This window comes from Agrobacterium sp. LAD9, from assembly GCF_003031125.1.
Lineage (GTDB): Bacteria > Pseudomonadota > Alphaproteobacteria > Rhizobiales > Rhizobiaceae > Agrobacterium > Agrobacterium radiobacter.
Genome location: NZ_PHGS01000025.1, coordinates 545549 through 568770, shown reverse-complemented (window position 1 = coordinate 568770; position 23222 = coordinate 545549). Strand labels below are relative to the sequence as shown.

Annotated in this window: 22 protein-coding genes and 2 pseudogenes; 17 read left to right on the top strand and 7 right to left on the bottom strand. The window is 57.3% G+C overall.

The features are described 5' to 3' along the window. Positions 1-906: 906 nt before the first annotated feature. From DA915_RS24080 to DA915_RS24060, 4 genes are all read left to right on the top strand, one after another. Positions 907-2913, top strand: a complete 2007-nt coding sequence (locus DA915_RS24080) for an ATP-dependent endonuclease (RefSeq protein ID WP_192886647.1) — start codon at positions 907-909, stop codon at positions 2911-2913. Then, positions 2913-4766, top strand: coding sequence for a UvrD-helicase domain-containing protein (locus DA915_RS24075; RefSeq protein ID WP_107677522.1), 1854 nt, complete (start codon positions 2913-2915; stop codon positions 4764-4766). Before DA915_RS24080 ends, DA915_RS24075 begins: the two co-directional genes overlap by 1 nt. Positions 4767-5179: 413 nt before the next feature. Continuing rightward, entirely contained in the window at positions 5180-6244 is a 1065-nt protein-coding gene (locus DA915_RS24065) for a class I SAM-dependent methyltransferase (protein WP_107677521.1), read from the top strand. 578 nt (positions 6245-6822) lie between these two features. Further along, entirely contained in the window at positions 6823-7110 is a 288-nt protein-coding gene (locus DA915_RS24060) for a hypothetical protein (RefSeq protein ID WP_003509678.1), read from the top strand. A gap of 63 nt (positions 7111-7173) precedes the next feature. On the opposite strand, the gene DA915_RS24055 is transcribed toward DA915_RS24060, so the two are convergent. After that, entirely contained in the window at positions 7174-7443 is a 270-nt protein-coding gene (locus DA915_RS24055) for a DUF1488 domain-containing protein (RefSeq protein WP_003509676.1), read from the bottom strand. Continuing rightward, a complete protein-coding gene (locus tag DA915_RS24050) occupies positions 7440-7733 on the bottom strand; it encodes a hypothetical protein (protein ID WP_080866652.1) in 294 nt (97 codons plus the stop codon). Before DA915_RS24050 ends, DA915_RS24055 begins: the two co-directional genes overlap by 4 nt. Before the next feature lie 166 nt (positions 7734-7899). On the opposite strand from DA915_RS24050, the gene DA915_RS24045 reads away from it, so the two are divergent. The 3 genes from DA915_RS24045 (at position 7900) to DA915_RS24035 (ending at position 8848) form a co-directional block, all read left to right on the top strand. Beyond that, a complete protein-coding gene (locus DA915_RS24045) occupies positions 7900-8118 on the top strand; it encodes a hypothetical protein (RefSeq protein ID WP_233282790.1) in 219 nt (72 codons plus the stop codon). 165 nt (positions 8119-8283) lie between these two features. Further along, positions 8284-8493, top strand: a complete 210-nt coding sequence (locus DA915_RS24040) for a cold-shock protein (RefSeq protein ID WP_003504088.1) — start codon at positions 8284-8286, stop codon at positions 8491-8493. 130 nt (positions 8494-8623) lie between these two features. After that, positions 8624-8848, top strand: coding sequence for a hypothetical protein (locus tag DA915_RS24035; protein WP_003504087.1), 225 nt, complete (start codon positions 8624-8626; stop codon positions 8846-8848). Positions 8849-9122: 274 nt separating this feature from the next. On the opposite strand, the pseudogene DA915_RS29495 reads toward DA915_RS24035, so the two are convergent. Next, positions 9123-9212 (bottom strand): annotated as a pseudogene (locus tag DA915_RS29495) (DUF4242 domain-containing protein); the annotation flags it as partial. A gap of 75 nt (positions 9213-9287) precedes the next feature. Next, positions 9288-10292, bottom strand: a complete 1005-nt coding sequence (locus tag DA915_RS24025; RefSeq protein ID WP_107677520.1) for an NAD(P)-dependent alcohol dehydrogenase — start codon at positions 10290-10292, stop codon at positions 9288-9290. Positions 10293-10466: 174 nt separating this feature from the next. Here DA915_RS24025 and DA915_RS24020 point away from each other — a divergent pair, with 174 nt between their 5' ends. Further along, positions 10467-10871 carry a helix-turn-helix domain-containing protein gene (locus DA915_RS24020; RefSeq protein WP_107677519.1) on the top strand — a complete coding sequence of 135 codons (405 nt, stop codon included), beginning with the start codon at positions 10467-10469 and terminating at the stop codon, positions 10869-10871. Between the two features lie 17 nt (positions 10872-10888). On the opposite strand, the pseudogene DA915_RS24015 reads toward DA915_RS24020, so the two are convergent. The 3 genes and pseudogenes from DA915_RS24015 to DA915_RS24005 all read right to left on the bottom strand — a co-directional run. Continuing rightward, a pseudogene (locus tag DA915_RS24015) lies at positions 10889-11248 on the bottom strand (adenylate/guanylate cyclase domain-containing protein); the annotation flags it as partial. 61 nt (positions 11249-11309) lie between these two features. Beyond that, a complete protein-coding gene (locus tag DA915_RS24010) occupies positions 11310-12704 on the bottom strand; it encodes a M20/M25/M40 family metallo-hydrolase (RefSeq protein WP_107677518.1) in 1395 nt (464 codons plus the stop codon). A gap of 17 nt (positions 12705-12721) precedes the next feature. After that, positions 12722-13651 (bottom strand): DMT family transporter, encoded by a 930-nt coding sequence (locus DA915_RS24005; protein ID WP_107677517.1) that lies wholly within the window; start codon positions 13649-13651, stop codon positions 12722-12724. Positions 13652-13743: 92 nt separating this feature from the next. On the opposite strand from DA915_RS24005, the gene DA915_RS24000 reads away from it, so the two are divergent. From DA915_RS24000 to DA915_RS23960, 9 genes are all read left to right on the top strand, one after another. Then, positions 13744-14217, top strand: coding sequence for an Lrp/AsnC family transcriptional regulator (locus tag DA915_RS24000; RefSeq protein WP_107677516.1), 474 nt, complete (start codon positions 13744-13746; stop codon positions 14215-14217). 226 nt (positions 14218-14443) lie between these two features. Then, a complete protein-coding gene (locus DA915_RS23995; protein ID WP_060723824.1) occupies positions 14444-15652 on the top strand; it encodes an MFS transporter in 1209 nt (402 codons plus the stop codon). 368 nt (positions 15653-16020) lie between these two features. Continuing rightward, entirely contained in the window at positions 16021-16530 is a 510-nt protein-coding gene (locus DA915_RS23990; RefSeq protein WP_107677515.1) for a cytochrome P460 family protein, read from the top strand. Between the two features lie 172 nt (positions 16531-16702). After that, a complete protein-coding gene (locus DA915_RS23985; RefSeq protein ID WP_192886646.1) occupies positions 16703-18451 on the top strand; it encodes a cytochrome c biogenesis protein DipZ in 1749 nt (582 codons plus the stop codon). A 46-nt stretch (positions 18452-18497) separates the two neighbouring features. Then, a complete protein-coding gene (locus DA915_RS23980) occupies positions 18498-19256 on the top strand; it encodes an alpha/beta fold hydrolase (protein WP_065656079.1) in 759 nt (252 codons plus the stop codon). Between the two features lie 201 nt (positions 19257-19457). Continuing rightward, on the top strand, positions 19458-20504 hold the full coding sequence (locus tag DA915_RS23975) for an alpha/beta fold hydrolase (RefSeq protein ID WP_107677513.1): 1047 nt from the start codon (positions 19458-19460) through the stop codon (positions 20502-20504). A gap of 95 nt (positions 20505-20599) precedes the next feature. After that, positions 20600-21340, top strand: a complete 741-nt coding sequence (locus DA915_RS23970; protein ID WP_026372362.1) for a response regulator — start codon at positions 20600-20602, stop codon at positions 21338-21340. Continuing rightward, a complete protein-coding gene (locus DA915_RS23965; protein WP_107677512.1) occupies positions 21337-22653 on the top strand; it encodes an ATP-binding protein in 1317 nt (438 codons plus the stop codon). Before DA915_RS23970 ends, DA915_RS23965 begins: the two co-directional genes overlap by 4 nt. Positions 22654-22802: 149 nt before the next feature. Further along, on the top strand, positions 22803-23219 hold the full coding sequence (locus tag DA915_RS23960) for an organic hydroperoxide resistance protein (protein ID WP_107677511.1): 417 nt from the start codon (positions 22803-22805) through the stop codon (positions 23217-23219). Positions 23220-23222 lie beyond the last annotated feature (3 nt).

Genomic DNA, 23222 nt, shown 5'->3' with positions numbered 1-23222 from the left:
TCCGCAAATTGCAGGCCGTAAAAGTCGATTTCATCAGCGGATTCCCTGCCCGCTTCAGTCGCGCATATATAATTCATCGCGGCATATATTTTATATGTTTATGCGCCGGTTATTATATAAATATATGTTTATGGGACCGTCCAGATCGCATCTGACCTGCCCTCTTCGTATCCGCCGAACCCAGGCTCTTCTTATGGTTGTGTAAATATTGCTTCTTGAGCTGCCGATTTCAAAGCTTTGCCCTGGCATAAAGAAATCGCGCCAGCTTTCTCCTCATCAATGCAGTATCCGCCCGAGCGGCAAGAACGTACATCTCGTAGAGACTCATCAAACACACCTTTCCTATCACGCGACGCGTTTGCGACCGTGTTGTGAGCTTCATCTCTTTTTGCCATCAGCCTTTCAGCTAGATGGGCATTTCAACGGGGCACTGAAAATTGCCGCCTATGGGAATGAATGACACTTATCAGTGCCCCGCCTCAGCGGTTTATGCCTGTTAGAGAGACTATCCTTCAGCCAATGAGTTCCGGAGAAATAGAAAGGCCCACCACAAACCAGATTCCATCTCTCCTCAGGTCATTACCAGAGGACTTTCCCTTTCAGATCCAGAAATATGAGAGAGACGTCTTCTCTCACAACCGGCGCTTGGTTCAGCTTCAAAACAGGAATGCCTCCCGGTTCATCGCGGAACAGGTGCAGTATAGGTCAGGCGAACAGGGCGGGGATGCAAGAGGAAATAAAATTTCTACTCAAATAGAAAGTAGCACGATTCAGACGTCGGATTCATCCATGATCTAAGTTCGACTTCCATCTGTTTTTTCATTTTGTAAACCCGCTATAATTGCAAAAAACTACCAAGTTGAGTAAGAAGAAGATAAAGTAAACACGTCCATATTGGGGTAATTGGTGCACCTTGAAAGCCTAACAGTTCGAAACTTTCGTTGCTACGGTGACGACCCCATCAAGCTCATACTAAAGGCTGGAACGAATGCCTTTGTCGGAAACAATGGGGCTGGAAAGACAGCTGCTCTCGAAGCGCTTAAACGTCTATTCTCGCCTGCGACGGCAGACCGCCAACTAAGACGTTCGGACGTTCACTTCGGCCCTAGCGAAGATGCCGTTCATCTGGACAAACGTGAGATTGTCATTGACGTGGTATTCGGCTTCGAAACAACAGACGAAGTCTCTGCAGTGTTTAATGACTTGTTCTTTAGTGCCACTGACCAATCTATGAAGGTCCGCCTCATACTTGAGGGCCTTTATGAACGATCTGAATCAATAGAAGATAATATTGATGTCAAGATTTACTCTGTTAATACCATGGATGCAGTCCCATTTGGCGCTGATGACGAACGCAAAACACCGCTGCGCGGGCGAACCACTCAATACGCTGAAGTCGTCTACATTCCGGCGCATCGGGACTCGAGGGGTGTTAGTCAATTTGCCTTAAAGAATGTACTCCAACGCCTTGAGTGGTCTGCAGACTGGACAGACGCAACCAAGGCAAAATCACTAAAGTTCGCCGAAGACCTTGAAGCAAACCTCAACGGAACCGATGCAATCACTGAAGTGACGGCCAGACTGCATGGGTTTTGGTCGACATTACATGACGGTCACTATGATGCATCCCCCAAGATCAGCGTCATCGCCGTGGAGTTCGAAAAGCTCATCAGAGAGCTGACGCTTAAATTTGATAAGTCGCCTGGCGGCGCAATGAGGCAACTCGGCGAGTTGAGTGAAGGGCAGATGTCTTTGCTCTATTTCGCTTTGTCAGCAACACTACACAACCTTATCTGGGAGATGCAAAAGGCACTGCCTAAGGCACTAAAAGGATTTAAACCCGCCGATTTTGCTCATCCCCCTCTAACTATCTTCGCGTTGGAGGAACCAGAAAATCATCTGTCGCCCTTCTATCTGCCTCGGTTGATGAAGCTGCTAGATACACTGAACGCTACGGGATCAGCGCAGTCTATCGTAACGAGCCACGCGACGAGTATCTTGTCGCGTGTTAACCCACGACACGTGCTGTACTTCCGCAATTATGCATCTACGCTGTGTTCGACGGCACTCCAATTACCGCTGCCTGCTGAAAAAACTGAGGAGGATAAATTCATTCAGCAGGTGATTTTGGCGAACCCTGAAATCTACTTCGCCAAGCTCGTCATCATTGGTGAAGGCGACACTGAACGCATTGTTGTTCCGAAGGTAGCAGAGGCGCTGGGTACGAGCCTCGACCCTTCATTTATCGCATATGTGTCAATCGGAGGGAGGCATGCGCAGCATCTATGGCGTTTGCTGAATGGCCTCTCTATTCCGCACATCACGCTTTTGGATTTGGATTTTGGACGGCATGGCGGCGGTATGGGGCGCCTTCGGAATGCTGTTACGTGGCTTACTGCGTTAGGCCCGGCATTCATTCCCAAACTCGTCCAGACCGGCCCAGGACTTCCTCAGGTAACTGTGGATGCCCTAGCTGCCAATCTACCTGAGAATACAGCCCTGAACGCTAAGAATTTCGATCTCTGGATAAAGTGGCTAAGAAACAACAACATCTTCTACTCCTCCCCCCTTGATCTCGACATGATGATGCTCAAAGCATTTCCATCAACTTATACACCTGACATCGCATTCGACGCGGCCAAAGTGGTAAGAACAAAGTTGAGGAAATCGGTTTTCGGCGATAAGGGAAAGGGAAACACTGAGCTTAAACGGGTCAAGCACGACTTCAGCGACGAAGAGCTATATAAGTACAAATCTCTTTTCAAATCGTCTTCTAAGCCAGGCTCACACCTAATCGCATTTGGAAAGCTTGACCAAGCGACACTGAAGAAAGATTGTCCCGAACCGCTTAGGGCTTTGATTGAGAAGGCCAATGCTTTGATTGCGCCTGCGGTGGCGAAGGGAAGCCCTTGATGTTTGCAAACCCAGAGGATTGGAAACCTACACCGGGGATATCTCTTGAGGGGACAGCCCTAGAAGTCGTCAAATCGGACAGGTCTCTGTCTGTACTGGCTGGACCAGGTGCTGGCAAAACTGAGCTTCTAGCTCAGCGTGCCGCATATCTGCTCAACACAGGCCTATGTAGTCCACCAAAACGAATTTTAGCGATCGCCTTCAAGGTCGATGCAGCCCGCAATCTTAAGGATCGTGTTCAGCAGCGTTGCGAACCGGAGGCTGCGCGGCGCTTCGAATCATTAACCTTGCATGCTTTTGCAAAGCGCACCCTCGATCAATTTAGAGAAGCACTTGAGCCACCGCTCAGGCCCTCGCCAAACTATAACATCATCTTTCCAAACCGGGATAGCTGGGCAACTTTTCAGCGAAAGTACTGGGCCGACTATCCGGAAATTCGACCATTTAACGGAACCCAGCTAGCAGACGTGGTCAGAGGACTGCCGAATTTTGAAGTGGCCGCACAAAGTCCCCGCGACCGCATTCGGCAGCTCTGGTGGGCTGAATGTCTCCAAAGTGTTCCATCGACCCTTACCTTCGACATGGTCCTGCTTTTGGCCTCGCACATCGTTGGCACACAGCCAATTGTGAAGAATGCGATTGCGAGTACGTATACTCATGTTTTCTTAGATGAATTCCAAGACGTAACCAAACAACAGTACGATCTGGTGCGCGAAATTTTCAAAGACGCAACTACGGTGGTAACGGCAGTGGGGGATACCAATCAGGCAATAATGGGATGGGCTGGCGCTTTACCGGGCATTTTCAATAAATTTGGGGACGATTTTTCGGCCACAAACCGGAAGCTCCTATTCAATTTCCGATCTAACTCGAAGATTGTGGACCTTATCAATGTCCTGTCGGGATTGTTCACTGATGCCGAACCTGTGCGCACTGAAAGTGCTCGAAGGAATACTGAATTTCCACCGGATGCGGTAGACGGCTGGATATTTCCGACACGCGCCGCAGAAGGCGAAGGCCTTGCACGCTTTGTGAGAGACTCCCTTGCAAACGATTCCGCTTTAGGCGCACACGACTTTGTGATTCTGGCGCGTCTTGGAGCGGACGCCATCGAAACGCGTCTGGCTCCCTATTTTGCCGAGAAAGGTTTGCGGCTGCGAAATGATGCAAGATCGCTTGGCCCTTTAACTATTCAGGACCTTGTAAAAGAGCCGGTATTTCATTTTCTGACGGCTCTTCTTAAAATGGTCCATGGCGTCCGCGAGGGCAGCCCATTCCAGGTATGCCGTGACATTCTGGCGAGCTTGGAGGGCATAGATCTTGCAACGGACAGAGGAACAGCAAGAAGCCTTAGGCTAGTTCAAGAACTGGTCACTGCGACCGCGGTGTTGACCAAGGACGTACAACCTTCAGAGGCGGATTTCGGCGAGATAATACAGATTGCTTTTCCGAATGAACGTCGCGAGCAACTCGCTCGGACTTACAACGATTACCAGAACCGCGATTACCTCGATTCCATTATCACGGCATCAGCCATTTTCTTTGCGGAGTGCGGCGTGGGGGTAGCAAATTGGAACATCTTTATTGACAACGTGGAAGGTCGCGGCGCAGTCAAAATCATGACTATTCATAAGTCAAAAGGGCTGGAATATCACACAGTAATATTCACGGAACTCAATGACGACGCATTCTGGAATAACAACGACGATATAAACGTATTCTTCGTTGCCCTGTCGCGTGCGCGAGAAAGAATTCGGTTTTCGCTCACGCGAGATGCCAAGGGCTTCAAGAATGTAAGTACATTTGTTCGGTTATTGAGAGAATCGGGTGTCGAATTCAAGGTAGTTGAGTAGCGTAGTCCAGCGACAGACTCCCGTCTAATTTTAGGGGCAAGGATCGGTTCTTCGCCCTCGGAAATTGATTGATTGCTAAACGAGCGGAACAGCTTCACGCCCGATTATCAAATTGTGCAGCTAATAATGCAACCACTCGCAACGATAGGCGAGGACCGGCTCGGCAAATCCTTTCAGTCTGTAACGATCACCACATACGCGGACATCAGCGTCGCCATATTCCTGGAAGGTCACCATCGTCTATCGCCCGTGTGGGTGACCCTGAACAGGAACGGACTACCGGAAAGGGCGATAGTCGTTCGCGTGACAATTTCGCGGCATTCGGCTATGTTACATGGTCTACGAGCATTCACTGACGCAATCAATTTGCGGTCAGCCTTTGCCCGCCAACGAAGCTTATTGGGGGGAATGCGATGACACAGCTCGACGAAACAAAACTAAACTCTTTTATTGGCAAAATGCTGGGCGACCTCGGAGGAGCCTTCAGCGTTCCTACTGTCAGGATCGGTTTGAGATTGGGCCTCTTCGATGCGCTGCATCGCGTCGGACCGGTAACCTCCGCAGGCCTGGCGGCGGCTTCTGGCGGCCTTTCTGAGCGATATGTCAGGGAGTGGGCGCTGGCACAGGCTGCGAACGGGTACATCGACTACGACAGCGGTTCCGAGATGTTCAGTCTCTCACCCGAGCAGGCGATGGTTTTCGTCAACAAGGACAGCCCCGTCTATCTGGAAGGCGCTTTCGATCTGGTGGCCGCGATGATCGAGGGAGAGCCGAAGGTTGAGAACAGCTTCCGCACTGGCGGCGGGGTGCGGTGGGGAGACACCGCAGGTTGCCTGTTCTGCGCGACGGGCGCGTTCTTTCGGCCGGGATATGTGAACAATATCGTGCAATCGTGGCTGCCTGCCCTTCAGGGCGTGGAGGACAAGCTGGTGAAAGGGGCCAAGGTGGCCGATGTCGGCTGTGGCGTTGGCTTCTCGACAATTCTCATGGCCGAGGCATATCGCAACGCCAGCTTCATCGGCTACGACTTCCACGAGCCATCTATAGAAGAGGCGAACAAACATGCCCGAAGCCATGGAGTGGACGACCGGGTGAAGTTCGTCGCGGCGACGGCCAAGGACATCAAGGATACGGACTTCGATCTCATCACCAGTTTCGACTGTCTGCACGATATGGGTGATCCGCGTGGGTGCGCGGGGCACATGTCGCGCATTCTCAAAAAGGACGGCACCTGGATGATCGTCGAGCCCATCGCGGGCGACCGCCCCAAGGACAATATGAACCCTGTCGGCCGCCTTTACTACAATGCCTCAACCATGATCTGCGTGCCGACTTCACTTGACCAGGAGGTTGGTGAAGGATTGGGGGCTCAGGCTGGGGAAGCGAAGCTTTCCGAGGTCATCCGCTCGGGTGGGTTTACCCATGTCAGGCGGGCCTTTACGGGGCCCTTCAACATGGTACTGGAGGCGCGGGCTTAGGAGGTTTCGCAGGTGGGGAAGGCGCGTCGCGAGTTCATCGCTGAAAGAGACAAGCTTGCATTTGTTGCGGTTTTTCAAGGTGATGCATGTCTACCTGAATGGATATCCGGAAGCGCCGGCGACATTCCCATTTCCCGACGAAAGAGCCTGCGGAAGACAGCGGTGTCCAGTTAACAACCATCCACGCCCGGGGGCGGGACGGAGCATAAACCGAACAGTTGTCATTGAGCTCCGAGCGCGCACCGCGGCTCTTGCGACAGAGACCGAAGGCCTTCGATCAGTGCCTCCAAACTACCGAATTGCTTCATTGCTAAACGAGCGGAACAGGTCCATTATGATTGCTCCAGCAGCCATATTACGGGCGCTGCTGTTTAAGGGTTGAATACCCTGGCCCCGACAAAGGAGGACGCCATGTCTTCCATATTTCACCAACCGACGAAACATAATCTCGTAACTGTGGCTGGCTACGTCTTGTCTGCGGCAAGCGTTGCGCTGATCGTCTACATTCTCTTCGGAGTATAGTTGCGATAGCTGGCTGCAAATGCGCCGGTTCAACGCAACGGAAAGCGGTGTTCGAAATGATCGAAAGAACCACAGAGACCGAAATCACATTCATGCATCCGTTCCGTCTGGAGGCCCTTACGGAACCCTTGGGAGCGGGCACATATCGCCTGGTCGTAGACGAGGAATTGATAGAAGGCTTGAGCTTCACGGCATATCGCCGGGTGGCAACCCACCTTGAGATTCCCGCAATTTCCATCGCGGTGACCCGACGCCAGTTCCTGCAGGTATCATCAGCCGAGATCGATGAGGCATTGGCTCTTGATGGCGCAAGCGCGGACGTCAGCCCGCGTGTCGTTCCATAATTGCGCCATGCTCGAGGATTGCCGCATGGGTAATCCCGGCGAAGGGGGATCAGGCGCAGTTGCCTAGCCAAGGTCTGAGGCTGTGAGGATATTCATATTGCGCTTATACTTGGCGTAGACCTTCTTCGCCGCCGCATAGATGGGCGTGCGCATCGCGTCGAAAGTCGAAAGGCATTGGGCTTCCGACATGCCCATGGCATGTCCCCGGCCCTTGGCGAGCGCCTCCGCCTCGACAAAAAACCGGATTTCAAACATGCCGTCATGGCCGAAAAAGCGAACGGCTTTGCGCACCTCATCAAAACTGCGGGCCGAGTTGGGGAAAGCAAGTGTCATGGTTGGCACCTGTTGCGCTCTTCCCTTCGCAAGGCGTTACGCCGGTTGAGCGACAGCATGCCATCGGTCGCTTCCGCTATGCTGAGATCCGTCAGCCTGCGGCCACCTATGCGTACCGGCACGCCGGTGAACACATGGTATATCGTCCAGCTTTGATCCCTCTCTATCCTTCTTCCATATTGAGTCTCGAGCGTATCGGCGACTAAAGCGCCGCCTTCGTTCTCCCAGGCTTCTATCCTGAGCGCCTGGCGCCTGTGTTCGTTATACGTGTCCATGGACTTGCCTTTCATATGGAACTCACACGCGGATTTCGTCCGCGTGAAGCCGTTTCATTCTACGTCTCGATTGGAGTCTCCCCGGATGGATGCCATGCGGAGGCTTTAAAGAAATGGCTGATGATGTACGATCGGCCACCATCTGGCAGTCGCATGTCGCAATGGGTGAAAACTTCGCGGCGTGGCAAAAAATGACGTCGCACCGCTGGCGCGAATTTTCGCTATCGGACGGAGAAAAGAAGACGGCGCCTCTCTGACACCGCAGCGTCATGCTGCCAGCACGACGAAACCGGATCATGCGCCCGGATTGCGCGGAAAACAAGGCGACGGGGCCGTAGCGTTGCGCGCGGCAACACAACCTTTTAACGAGATGAAGCACTCAAGAAAAACCAATGGTTGACACTCCGGCAAGGGCTGTATATAAGGGGCAATCGAATTTGCTTGCTGAGCTTTGCTTATCGCGCGACTGGCAACGCGTTCTGAACGAACCTTCCTTTCAAAATCGCTATCACCATCCGCAGCGCCTGAGTGCTGTGGTTTCTCTATTGCTATGAAAGGGTTCATCATGACCACTGGCACAGTTAAATGGTTCAATTCCACCAAGGGTTTCGGCTTCATTCAGCCTGACAATGGCGGCGCTGACGCGTTCGTCCATATCTCCGCCGTCGAGCGCGCAGGCATGCGCGAACTCGTCGAAGGTCAGAAGATCGGCTTCGAGCTGGAGCGCGACAACAAGTCAGGCAAAATGTCGGCCTGCAATCTGCAAGCTGCCTAACGGGTCTGCGCTTCCCTTTGACCACGGATGTACTGGCACTGCCGGAAGCACACCAACCCAATCAAGGCCAGGCAAATTGCCTGGCCTTTTGTTTTTCGCTCGCTGGCCGAGCCCTATCACCGGAACACCCATGACAGAAAAATACAGTATTTCCCGCCAGAAGGCCGAGATCGCTTTCGGCCATATCCAGGCACCGTTCTTCGCAAAGGAAAAAGCGCTTGAAGAGCTCGATTCCATTGCGCAATCCCGCGATGCAAAAACCCTGCGCCTTCGGGAAGCCCGTCTTGCGAAGGAATTGTCGGATCGTACCGCGGCAACATCCGCTCTGCTTGCCAAACGCGCCCGCGCGCGTTGATCAATAGCAGCCAACGTTGGATGAGGCAGAATGTCAGTTTCCATCTCAGCAGTTTTACGTCGTTGATGAAGAGCTAGCCAGCACTTTAACAATCCGCAAGCGGGCTCATAGACAAAGTGGAGGCAGAACACCGGTTACACTTTGATGTTCTTTTTTTGCATCCGACTAGCGAGTGCAACCACTCGCAACGATAGGCGAGGACCGGCTCGGCAAATCCTTTTCAGTCTGTAACGATCGCCATGCACGATATTCCTGGAAGGTCTTGTCCGATACCAGCGGCTGCATAAAGCCTTGCTGCCAATTGCACGGTCGTGCCGAAGAAATCATTGCTGTCCTCGACCGGCTCACCACAATCCAGCCCCGGTCCGGGCCGAAGCGGCTGCCTGACGATGTGTTCGCGGCCGGATGGGCAACCGCGAACACATGCACATCCGAAATTTCAGATGGAAAGGCAGATCTTGCCGAAATGCTTCCCCGCCTCTTGATACTGGAACGCCTCAACGATGTCGTCGAGGTTGAACGTCCGATCGATAACGGGTTTCAGGCCGGTTGCATTGATCGCCCGGATCATATCCTGGTGATGGCTTCTGCTCCCCACGGTGAGGCCCTGAAGCTTTTGCTGGCGAAGCAGAACCTCGGTCAACGGAAAATCTCCCACGAAGCCCGCGAGAGCGCCGACCACTGCGATATGGCCACCGACGCGGCAGGACCGTGTCGACTGGGCGAGCGTGTTCGGACCTCCCGTTTCGACGACCTTGTCGACGCCGCGGCCTTCCGTGATCTCCAGAACCTTTGCCGACCAGTCCGGGTTGCTCCGGTAGTTGATGAGGTGGTCGGCGCCCAGCGCACGGGCCCGCTCGAGCTTCTCGTCCGACGATGATGTCAAGATCACGGTTGCACCCATGTGCTTTGCGAATTGCAACGCGAAGATGGAGACGCCTCCGGTTCCCTGCACGAGCACCGTATCGCCCGGCTTCAGCGGATTGTCGACGGCGATGGCTCGCCATGCCGTCAGGCCCGCTGTCGGCAGCGTGGCGGCTTCCACGTGGCTGTAGCCTTTCGGCGCCAGAGTGAAAAATCCGGCGGGTTGCACGACGGTCGCGCGGGCATAGCCGTCGACCCCGTCGCCCGGCGTTGAGGCGAAGCTGACCACACTGCGTTCGCCGCTCAGCCAATCGGGGAAAAAGGTCGAGACGACCGCATCGCCGATGGCAAATTCGCTCACGCCTTCGCCGATCGCCTCGACGATGCCCGCGCCGTCCAGCATGAGAATGCGGCCTTCGTCGACCGGAAGTATGCCCTGGATGACCGCCAGATCGTGGAAATTCAGCGAGCTGGCGTGGATCCGAACGCGGATCTCACCGCGAGCGGGCGCACCTGGATCGGGAAGCTCGACCTGTTCGACATGGTCGTATCCGGGCTTGCGCAGGATGAAGGCTTTCATGAATGCGGTTCCTTTCTGAGTGGGGCGAGAGGGCACGTGACACGAACACAGCCCCGGCTCCTGCCGGCGGGTTTGGCGCGTCGCATCCCTCCACAGCTATCTATGTGGTTGCATTCATGATCACAAGAACGTACAATTATAGCATGTACTATCATTTATGTAGGTATAACTGAGATGAGACCGAAACGTCTTGACAGCAAAAGCGGCTGTACCGTCGAAGTGACGATGGCGGTCATCGGGGGGTTGTGGAAGCCGCTGATCCTTTCCCACCTCCTGCCGGAAAGGAGGCGGTTCATGGAGCTGGTGCGGCTCATGCCGAACACGACACAGCGCATGTTGACGCTCCAGCTGCGTGAGTTGGAGGCCGATGGCATTGTCCTGCGCCACGTCTATGCGCAGGTGCCGCCGAGGGTCGAGTATGAACTCACGCCGTTTGGGAAGACGCTTGTGCCTGTCCTCACCAGTCTTCATGAATGGGGTGAAGCCTTCATGGCCCGCCAATCGATCGATCCGGCGGCGACGACCGGAGAACCCGCATCGGCGGATATCAGCGCGAAGCGGAGCGGTGCGAACGGATAGATTGCCTGTGCTGCGGGCTAGGTTCGATTGTCAGTACAAATCCACCGCGCAATTCGAAACGGCGGCCAAGCCTTTTGGCAATCGTCCCGCCGTTTCCCTGTCTTCTCAGTCTGTAACTGATCACCATGCACAAGGACACCAGCGATGTCATATTCCTGGAAGGTCTTGTCCGATATCAGGATTTGATCGCTCTCAGCGACGGCGCAAAGCCTTGCTGCCAGTTGCACGGTCGTGCCGAAGACATCATTGCTGTCCTCGACCGGCTCACCACAATCCAGCCCAATGCGGATGTGAATGGGCTCGCCTTTGTCGCTGTTATAGCGATGGAACTCGCGTTGGATATCAATGGCGCAATCCACGGTAAACCCGGTGCGGCTTGTTTCGATTTTGGCGTACGAGATGAGTTCGAGTACGATCTAGCCCCCTTCTGAAAATCCCCTATTGGGCAAAAGCGTCAAGCAAGCGAACCCAGCTGCGAATACCTTTATGGAAACTCGCAAGGTCGTATTTCTCGTCGGGCGAATGAACGCGATCATCGTTTTGGGCGAAGCCGATGAAGAGGGTTTCAATGCCCAGTATGCGCTTGAATTCACCGCCAACGGGAATGGAGCCTCCATCGCCGATGATGACGGCAGGTTTGCCCCATTCACGCGTGAGCGCGGTGAGAGCCTGATCGAGGAGCGAGCCCTCCAAGGGCCCGGTTAGCGCCGGACTGCCGCCATGATCCGTGAAGGTCACGGAACAATCGGCGGGGATGCGGGCGCGTACATGGGCCCGAAACGACTCACGGATTTTTCGAGGATCCATGTCCGAGACCAGACGGAAGGAAACCTTGGCGCTGGCCTTGGCAGGGATCACGGTTTTAAACCCTTCGCCAACATAACCACCGGTCATGCCGTTAATCTCGCAGGTTGGGCGGCTCCAAAGCATCTCAAGCACCGAGCGATCTCGTTCACCTGCGGGAATGGAGAGACCGGCACTGGCAAGAAACGCATTTTCATCGAACCCGAGGCCAATCCATTGCTCTTTGATCCTGGCCGGCAGTTCGACAACATCGTCATAGAAACCTTCTAGCGCAACACGCCCATCGGCATGATGCAGCGACGCGATGATCTCGGCCAACAGATGGTTAGGATTGCGCGCGGCGCCACCGTATATGCCCGAATGCAGATCCCTGTTGGCGCAGGCGACGGTAATCTCTTCGCCTACGAACCCGCGCAACATCGTGGTGACGCAAGGTGTTTGACGATCCCACATGTCCGTATCGCAAACGAGTGCAATGTCGGCGCTCAGCTCTTCTGCATTCGCTTCAATGAAGGTCGGCAAGTTCTTGCCGCCGCTCTCTTCCTCACCTTCGAGAAGCAGAGAGACCCTGACCGGCAACTCGCCAACGACGTGACGCCACGCGCGGCATGCTTCGATGAAGGTCATGAGCTGGCCCTTGTCATCGGAGGCTCCTCGGCCGGTGATAACCTTGATGCCGCTGGCAAGAGTCTTAACATGCGGTTCGAACGGGTCGACGCTCCAAAGATCGAGAGGGTCGACGGGTTGAACATCATAGTGGCCGTAGAACAGTACGTGGGGACCTGGCCCATCGCGGTCGTCGCGGGCGACGACGATGGGGTGCCCGGGCGTGTGGTGTATGGAGGCCGTAAACCCACCTGCAATAAGGTCGTCGGCAAGCCACCGTGCGGCTGCCTTGCAGTCCTCCGAAAAGGCGGGATCGGTCGAGATCGATTTAATACGCAACAATGACTGCAGACGCTCCAGGCTTTGGTCGAGGCCCGCATCGACATGGTCGAGGACGGCATTGACTGTGGCAGTATCGAGCATCGTGTGGCCCTCTCTTTTCACTGAATTTCAGCCTTGTTCGGCCTATGTATCGCGACACCCAGCATGACGAATGCAACGCCGGCGAGATGAATAAATTCGGGTATCTGTCGCAGGACAACCACGCCGATGATCATCGCCGTTGCCGGCAGGAGAGCCAGGAGCAACGCAAAACTGGAACGTGGCAGACGCGACATTGCAAACTGGTCACAGACATAGGGAATAACCGAGGAGCAGACACCGACCCCAATCCCCGCGAGCACCAAAAGTGGCACACCGAAGGCATTGAGCGCATCCAGAAATCCGATCGGGATCACAAAAATAAAGGCCGCTGCCATGGCTGCGCCCAGACGTTCTACGCCCTTATTTGCTCCCCCCTCTGCAATCTTGTGCCCAAGCACGATGTAGAGAACGAAGAGAGCGCCGTTCACAAATGCCCAGACGAGACCGAGTGGGTCGGCGGACCACTCGCCACCGCCACCCAGACCGACCAGCCAGGGCACGTCGATCAGTAGAGCAACGCCGAAGACTGTCAGTGCGAAAGCGAGCCAGTTTCTGCCAGTTCGCAGGCCCCAAAGCGCTACTCCAATCGTTCCGACAAACTCCATTGCCGCAACGAGGGCGATCGGTAGACGGTCAAGCGCCAGATAGAATGCGGAGTTCATCACCGCGAGACAAGCGCCCAGTGACAGAAGGAGCAGCCGTTCGCGTGACGAGGCACGCGCGAAGGTGCGCCATGGCTTGGTGAACGGCGCAAAGATCAATGCGGCCGAAGAGATGCGGAACCATGCAACGCCGAGGACGCCCACAGCGGGAAACAGCAGGACGGCAAATGACGGCCCCAGATAATGAAAAACTGCCGAAACGCTGAACCAGAGGTGCGGCGGAACCCTCTCAACTGTTTGGGTTAACCGCGATGGCGGCGGGGCGGATGACGTTGGATTACTCATGCAGCCATGATAATAAGATGTATCTCCACTTTGAATACAGATTGAATGCCAAAACAGCCGAATAAGCCATATGATCATAGGTAAGAAAGCTAATGTACATTCAGAATAGAAACGGGGAACCGGGAGGCGGATTTGATGAGATCGACGCACGCCTTCTGACAAAACTGTCCGAAAATGCTCGCCTGTCGAATGCGGAGCTGGCGCGTCAGGTCGGACTTTCAGCGCCAAGCGTTGCGGAGCGGGTTCGGCGGTTGGAAGACAGGGGTGTGATAACCGGCTATGGCGCGCGCGTGGATCCGAGCAAGCTAGGCCTTGCGCTGACCATCATGATCCGTGCGCGCCCTCTCCCGGGAGAGATGAAGAATATGATTGAGGCGCTCCGTGACACGCCTGAAATTGTAAGATGTGACAGGGTATCGGGGGACGACTGTTTCGTTGCGATCGCACATGTTCGCGACGTGAAGCAGATGGAGGCCGTGATTGACCGAATAGTTCCTTATGGGGCGACCAACTCAGCTATCGTCCAGTCTGCCCCCTTCGAACCCAGACTGCCTGTCATTCGCTAGTGCAGCCACCGCTAGTGCAGCCACTCGCAATGACAATCGAGAAACAGGTTCGGCAAAACCTTTCAGTCTGTAACCATCAACATCCGAGACACGCGACTGCTCACATTCACATCCGAACGTTGTGCAACGCACAAATTTCGGAGGAATAGGCATGAAATTCGGATTTTTAGATACATATCATCCGAAAAAATTCGTCTAAAACTCTCCCAACTCAAGGAGAGAGACCATGACGGACACGACATCAGAATTTGATGGGGCAACAATTGGCCTAGAGGCTGCCGAGCAACCCGCATGGACCGCTGCGACCTGGTTCGCGGTTCTTTCGATGGCGGCCACCAGCTTTGCGCTGGTATCGGCCGAGTTTCTGCCAGCGGGATTGTTGACGCCCATGGCGCGCGATCTTGGCATCACCGAGGGTACGGCCGGGCAGGTTGTTACGGCTACAGCTTCCGTGGGCGCCGTGACAGCCTTGCTGAGCAACGTTCTCATCGGCAAACTAAACCGCAAGAGCGTGCTTGTCGGTCTTAGTGCGCTGGCGATCGGCTCCAACATTCTCGCGTCATTTGCGAGCGATTTCTGGCTATTGTTGGTGGGCCGGGCCGGATTGGGTATCGCGCTCAGCGGTTTCTGGGCGCTTTCGGTTGCGGTTGTTGCACGGCTCGTTGGCGCAAACTCGACCGGGCGCGGCATGGCTATCGTCACCCTCGGCGTTTCGCTTGCCACCATCGCTGCCCCTTCAATGGGCGCCTTGATCAGCGACTGGCTGGGATGGCGCATCGCCATGTCGATGACGGCGGGACTTGCCGTAATTGCGATGCTGCTGCAGATACTCAGCCTGCCGTCGCTGCCGGCAAGTACGAGCAACAGTCTTTCCGATGTTCTGCGGCTGACGCGGCGGCGCAGCGTTCAACTGGGGATGCTGGCAATCCTGTTGCTGATGACGGGGCATTTCGCCGGCTCGGTCTATGTGCGTCCCTTCCTCGAACAGGTGACGCTGCTTGAGACCACGCCGATTGCCCTCGCCCTGCTCGGCTTTGGCGTTGCCTCCGTGATCGGCAATGTGCTGGGGGGCCGGATGGCTGACACCAGTATCCGCCTCGCACTCATCGTTACCGCCGCCCTGATGGCATTTGCGACGATCGCCCTCGTTGTCTGGGGTGTTCATACCGGTGCCGCATTTGCTCTCGTCGCCCTTTGGGGTCTTGCCTTCGGCATGGCGCCTGTGGTGCTGCCGACCAACCTTTCCCGCGGCGCACCCGACGCCCTGGAAGCAGCAGGCAGCCTGATGGTCGTTTCCTTTCAGGTGGCCATCAGTATCGGTGCGGTTTTTGGCGGCTATATCGTGGATTCCTACGGTGCAACTGCGCCGCTGGCGCTGACCGCGATCCTGGCGGCATCCACGGTCGCTCTGGCCTTGCTGCAGCGTCCTGATTGATTATTTGCCTTTTCCTCCTCGCACCCTTTGGAGGCAAGGCACCTGATTACGCGCAATTGTGCTGGCGTTGCCTGACGCCAGCACGCACGTTTTTAACGCTCCCGGTCCCCCGCTCTCGGTATCGCACTGTCGTTCCTGCGCATCTGCATGCCGCCACACCGGAAATGTTTCTTGGCCGGCGACGCTGGTTTGCTGTCGCAAGCGGCAAAACGATGAAGAATGCGTCGCGGAAAGGCTGATCTCGCCACAGGCTTGATGGGCACATTCCCTGCTACGATCTGATACATAAATGCGGGTTTCATGAAACATGCCGGATACCTGCGGCGCAGATCATTGCCTGATCTTTTTCGGATCAGGCAGGATGTTTCATGAAGAGCCAGATTTTCTTTGCCGTCGCTCTCTCGGTTGCGGGAGCAGGTTTTGGGGCCGCTTATTCGAGCCTTGCGGACACGCCGCCGGAAAACGCCTCTCCCATCTATGGTGTCACTCTTCCCGAAGGATATCGTGACTGGAAGTTCATCGCGCCCGCGCAGGAAGCGCCGCCGCTGGACGAGCTTCGCGCTGTTCTGGCAAATGATATCGCCGTCAACGCCTACAGGAGCGGAACCCTGCCCTTTCCCGATGGCTCGATACTGGTGAAGCTTGCCTATAAGCGGCAGCAATCCACCGAGTTTCCGCCGGCCACGGTGCCGGGAGCGGCAACCACCGTGCAGGTGATGGTGAAAGATTCCAAGAAATATGCCGGCAGCCACGGCTGGGGCTTCGGGCGGTTTGTCAACGGCAAACCGGTGGATGCCGCACAGCATGAGACCTGTCTCTCCTGCCACGAAGGCAACGTCAAGGACCATGATTTCGTCTTCACGCGCTATGCGCAGTGACAAATGGCGGGCTTCGCTTTCGCGGCCGTGCGCCGGTGGCGGCTTTTACATTCGAATACAAATTCACCGAAGCCCCGACACATCAGGGATACGTGAGGCCGGGAAATTGGCGCCATCGCCGGGTCGCCTTCGCCGCCCGGAGCCCCGAACTCCTGCCTGAAAGGAAAAGATGATGACGTTTCTGGTCATTGCCTATCTCGGAGGGGCGCTGACAATTCTCAGCCCCTGTATCCTGCCCATCCTTCCCTTCGTTTTTGCGCGGGCGGGGCAACCGTTCCTGCGCAGCACGCTGCCCCTGCTCGCGGGAATGGCGGCAACCTTTTGCGCCGTCGCGACACTGGCCGCGGTGGGCGGCAGCTGGGCAATCAGCGCCAATGAATATGGCCGGCTCGCGGCTCTTGCGCTGCTTGCGGTCTTCGGTGTCGGGCTGGTCTCGCCCCGTGCGGCCAGCATCATCACCCGTCCGGTCGTCGAACTCGGCAACCGGCTCGCCAATGCCGCCGGCAAGCCCGGGGCAATGCCGACGGTTGCGGGCTCCCTGATGCTCGGCATTGCCACCGGCCTTTTATGGGCGCCCTGCGCCGGACCGATCCTCGGGCTCGTGCTGACGGGTGCGGCCCTGAAGGGGGCCAATCTGGAAACCAGCCTGCTGCTTGCCGCCTATGCCGCCGGGGCTGCGACCTCGCTTGCCGTCGCCATCCTCGTCGGCGGCAGGGTATTTGCGGCCATGAAGCGGTCTCTGGGTTTCAGCGAGCGGATCCGCCAGGCGCTTGGCGCGGCGGTGCTTGCCGGCGTCGCGGTCATCGCGCTCGGGCTGGATACGGGTTTCCTGTCGCAGATTTCCTATGCGAGCACGGCATCCTTCGAACAGCAGGTGCTCGATCGGCTCCACACCGCCAAAGCGCCTGAAGTGGCGACGGCGGCAGGCGCCAGCGCTGCCGCGGCCCGGTCGGAGCTGCCGGTTGAGGGCAAGGCCCCATCCCTCGATGGCGCCGTCGAGTGGCTCAACTCCCCGCCGCTCACGCGGGAGCAATTGCGTGGCAAGGTGGTGCTCATCGACTTCTGGACCTATTCCTGCATCAACTGCATCCGCACCATTCCCTATGTGCGTGCCTGGGCGGACAAATACCGGGATCAGGGCCTCGTCGTCATCGGCGTTCACGCCCCCGAATTCGCCTTTGAAAAGAAGATCGACAATGTCAGACAGGCCGTCGCCGGCTTCAAGATCGATTACCTGGTGGCAATCGACAATGACTACAGGATCTGGCGCGCCTTTGATAACAGCTATTGGCCGGCGCATTACCTGATCGATGCCAGGGGCCAGATCCGTTACCACCATTTCGGCGAGGGCAATTACCGGCAGACCGAAGAGGCGATCCAGGACCTGCTGCGCGAGGCCGGCAGCAGCGCCTCCGCCAGCGCGCCGGTGAGCCCGGAGGCGACAGGAGCCGAAGCCGGTGCGGATATCGGGCACATGCGCTCGGGCGAAACCTATATAGGCTACCGGCAGGCTCGAAGCTTCGCATCCAACGAGGCGATGCGTGCAGACACGCCGCGCGACTACTCCGTCAAGACGCCTTCCCTCAACGAATGGGGACTTTCCGGCACCTGGACGGTTGGCGCGGAGGCGGCCACACTTGATGCGGCTGATGGCGGCATCACCTATCGCTTCAGCGCCCGTGACCTGCACCTGGTCCTTGGGCCGGATGCAGCCGGAAAACCGGTTCGTTTCCAGGTCACCATCGACGGGCATCCGCCGGGTGCGGATCATGGCGCCGACACGGATGCGGAGGGCAATGGCGTCGTCACCTCAACCCGTCTTTACCAGCTCGTCCGCCAGTCCGGCGCCGTCGAAGCGAGAACCTTTGCCATCCGCTTCCTCGACCCCGGCGCGCAGGCCTATGCCTTCACTTTCGGCTGACCCGGATTTTCCTCCCGTTCCCATCAAAACCAAAAGGAGAAATATGATGCACCATCGTCTCATGCCAAAATTCGCGCTTGCCGTCGCAACCGCACTGATCGCCTTTGCCGCACAGGCGGCAGAGGTGAAGAATATCGTCATAGTCCATGGCGCGCTGGCCGATGGTTCGGCCTGGCGCAGGGCGACAGACATCCTTGAAAGCCGTGGTTTCAACGTCACGATCGTGCAGGAGCCCATCACCTCTCTTGCCGATGACGTGGCGGCCACCAACCGTGTTCTCGATCTCCAGCAGGGGCCGAGCCTGCTTGTCGGGCACAGCTACAGCGGGATGGTGATCTCGGAAGCGGGTAACCGACCGGATGTGGCCGGGCTGGTCTATGTCGCCGCCTTCCAACCGGAGAAGGGAGAGAGCCTTCTCGACCTCGCCGGCTCGAAACCGCCGGCCGGCAACGGCATCAAGCCGACGAAGGATGGCGCGTTCCTTTATCTCGATCCCGCCGTCTTTGGACAAGATTTCGCCGGCGATCTGCCGCGTGAGGACGCCGCCTTCATGGCAAGAAGTCAGGTCTTCGCCGCCAAGGCCGCCTTTGCCGCCAAAGCCGGCGAGCCTGCCTGGAAAACCAAGAAAAGCTGGTCGATTGTCGCAACGCAGGACCGCTCGATCAACCCCGATCTCGAGCGCGACATGGCCAAGCGCGCCGGCAGTGCGGTGACCGAGATTGCGGCAAGCCATGCGGTCTTCGCCTCCCAGCCCGAAAAGGTCGCAGACGTCATCGAACAGGCCGCCCGGCAATCCGCGAAATAAACCGCGCCCGCCTCGAAATCCAACACAGCCGCCCCAGACACCGGGGCGGCTGATTGCGTCCGGAGGGCTGACCGAATGTATCAGTCTGTATCGGGAATGCCCCCTGCTACAAAACCATTCACATTCGTCCCCCTTGGGACACATCGAGGATACACGCACCGCGTTACCTGCCCGCATCCAACATGGACAGGAGAGACAGCAATGAATTCCGAGATCAATTTCCAGCGCCGCCGCTTCTTCGGCATTGCCGCAATGACGGTTGCCGCCGTCGAATTCGGGGCCGCAGGCCTTGCTCATGCCAAGGGCGAAGCGCCTTCGCCTCAGCCGTCAACCGGACGCGACGGAGCCACCTCCTTTGGCGCCCTGAAGCAGGTTGAAGCGGGCGTACTCAGCGTCGGTTATGCAGAAGCCGGCCCCGCAGACGGCCCGGTCGTGCTGCTGCTGCACGGATGGCCTTATGACATCTACAGCTATGTCGATGTCGCGCCCATCCTTGCATCGGCTGGATATCGGGTACTCATCCCCTATCTGCGCGGATATGGCACGACCCGTTTTCTCTCGGACGACACCGCACGCAACGGACAGCAGGCGGCGCTTGCGGTCGACATGATCGCCTTTCTCGACGCGCTCGGCGTCAAACAGGCCGTCGTGGCCGGTTATGACTGGGGCGCTCGCACCGCCGACATCATGGCCGCACTCTGGCCCGAAGGTTGCACCGGGCTCGTATCGGTCAGCGGCTATCTTATCGGCAGCCAGGAGATCAACAGGAAGCCGCTTCCGCCCAAGGCGGAACTCTCCTGGTGGTATCAGTTCTATTTCGCGACGGAACGCGGCCGTGCGGGCTATGCCGCCAACACCCGCGACTTCGTGCGCCTGATCTGGCAGACGGCATCTCCGACCTGGAAATTCAGCGATGAGACCTTCAATCGTTCGGCCCCCGCATTCGACAATCCCGACCATGTGGCCATCACCATCCATAACTACCGCTGGCGGCTTGCACTGGCCGACGGGGAAGCCAAATACGATAATTACGAGCGCCAGCTTGCGAAACTTCCCGTCATCACCGTGCCGACGATAACGCTGGAAGGCGACGCCAACGGCGCGCCGCATCCGGATCCTTCCGCCTACGCATCGAAGTTTTCCGGCAAGTACCAGCATCGCAACATCAGCGGCGGCATCGGTCACAACCTGCCGCAGGAAGCGCCCGAGGCTTTTGCGAGGGCTGTTCTGGATGTCGCAAAGCTTTAAACTTGCCGAAGCCCGCGAACCGTTGTCTTACTGCATGTGACAGCAGGGGACGCGGTAGCGGGCCACTCGAACCGTCCGCACGACGAAGGCATCCAATGGAACATATCGACCATATTCTCGTCGTGGACGACGACAGGGAAATCCGGGAGCTGGTCTCCAGCTACCTGAAGAAGAACGGCCTGCGCACGAGCGTGGCGGCCGATGGACGGCAGATGAGAAGTTTTCTCGACGGCAATACCGTCGATCTCATCGTGCTCGACGTGATGATGCCTGGCGATGACGGGCTGGTCCTATGCCGTGAGCTGCGGGCGGGGAAACACAAAGCCACGCCGGTCTTGATGCTGACCGCCCGCGATGACGAGATGGATCGCATTATCGGGCTCGAAATGGGCGCCGACGACTATCTGTCGAAGCCCTTCGCTGCCCGTGAGCTTCTTGCGCGGATCAAGGCCATCCTGCGCCGCACGCGGATGCTGCCTCCCAATCTGCAGATCAGCGAGGCCGGGCAGCTCCTGACCTTTGGTGACTGGCGCCTCGACACGGTGGGCCGTCACCTGCTCGACAGGGAGGGCACGACCGTTGCCTTGAGCGGGGCTGAATACCGGCTTCTCAGGGTCTTCATCGATCATCCCCAGCGCGTCCTCAACCGGGACCAGCTGTTAAATCTCACCCAGGGACGCGATGCCGAGCTTTTCGACCGGTCGATCGATCTTCTCGTGAGCCGCGTGCGCCAGCGGCTGGGGGATGACGCGCGCGAACCCATCTACATCAAGACGGTACGGGCGGAGGGTTATGTCTTTGCGGTGCCCGTGGAGATTTCGGAGCCGAGGATATGAACGGCCCGCGCCTGCTCGCCGGCTGGTGGCCGCGCTCATTGCGGTCCAGACTTTTTATCATCCTTTTTGCCGGCCTCGCCATTGCCTACGGCCTGTCGTTCAGCATCCTCTTTGCCGAACGATATATGTCGGCAAAGGCGGTCATGCTCGGCACTCTGGAGCAGGATCTGGCGGTATCGATCGCCATCATCGACCGCCTGCCTGCGGAAGAGCGGGCGCAATGGGTCCATCGCCTGAGCCGCAGCAATTATCAACTCGTCCTCGGCCCCGGTCTTCCCGGCGTTTCCGACATGTCCGGCCGTGGCGCTGAAATTGCGCAGAGGATCGAGGAGGCCGCGGGACACCGTTTTCCCGTCAGGGTCGAGTCCATTCCCGGCGACGGCAAGCGGCTTCAGGCGCATCTGACGCTGTCGGACGGCTCGCCCCTGACAATCGACGTGACACCGCGCGGCGTGATGCCCCTGGCGGAATGGCTGCCTTATGTCTTCGCCGCGCAGATGGCGCTTCTCCTCCTCTGCACCTGGTTTGCAGTGCGACAGACGACCAGACCGCTCAGCGCGCTGGCTGCGGCAGCCGAAGCGCTGGATCCGGGGGAAAAGGGGTTGCCGATGAGTGAGAGCGGCCCAAGCGAAGTTGCCCACGCCGCCCGCGCGTTCAACGCCATGCGCGATCGCGTCGCGCAATATCTCGAGGAGCGTGTCCAGATTCTTGCGGCGATTTCGCACGACCTGCAGACGCCCATCACCCGGATGCGGTTGCGGGCCGATATGGCAGACGATACGCCGGAAAAGGAAAAGCTGGTCAGTGACCTGCGTGAAATCGAACGCCTGGTGCAGGATGGGATCGCTTACGCACGCAGCGCTCACGGCAATGGCGAGAAATCCTCCCGTATCGATCTGGCCTCTTTCATCGACAGCATCGCCTACGACTATCAGGATACCGGAAAAGCCGTAACAGTTGCCGGCATGGTGCGCGGCACCGCGTCGACAAAGCCACATGCATTGCGAAGAATCATGACGAACTTCATAGATAACGCCCTCAAATTCGCCGGCAGCGCCGAAATTAAAGTGGACCGGCGTGCTGAAGGCAGCGTGGTCATCACGGTGCTCGATCGGGGGCCGGGCATCCCCGACGAGATGCTGCAAAATGCCATGCAGCCCTTCTTCCGGATTGAAACATCGAGAAACCGCGACACGGGCGGAACAGGTCTCGGACTGGCGATCGCGCAGCAGCTCGCCGGAACGATCGGCGGCTCGGTTCGCCTCTATAACAGGCAGGGCGGCGGGCTTGCGGCCGAGGTGGCCTTTCCCTGACAGGGATGCGGGTCGACGATAACCAGCGACAAAGCGCCGATACTTTTCGATACAGTTTCGCAGTTTCCGGAAACATGCCGGATACGCTGATCCATCACAAAGCTCCTATCACGAAACGCCGCAGCAGCGGCAAATGAAAGGAGCCTCCCATGACCAAGATCGAGACTGTTCTTTATACCGGCAAGACCCACACGACCGGCGGGCGTGACGGATCGGCGCAAAGCGATGATGGCGCGCTGGGCATCAAGCTCTCGCCTCCGGGCAGCGGAAAGCCGGGCACGAATCCCGAACAGCTTTTTGCAGCCGGCTGGTCGGCATGTTTTATCGGCGCCATGACAAAGGCGGCGGCGAAACACCAGCTCCGGCTTCCCGCCGACACCGCCGTCGATGCGGAAGTCGACCTCGGCACGACGGGCGGCGAGTTCTTCCTGCAGGCTCGCCTGTCGGTAAGCCTGCCCGGGATCGATCGTCCCGTAGCACAGGCCATCATCGAGGATGCCCACCAGATCTGCCCCTATTCGAAGGCAACCAGGGGGAACATCGATGTTACGCTCAAGCTCGCTTAAGCC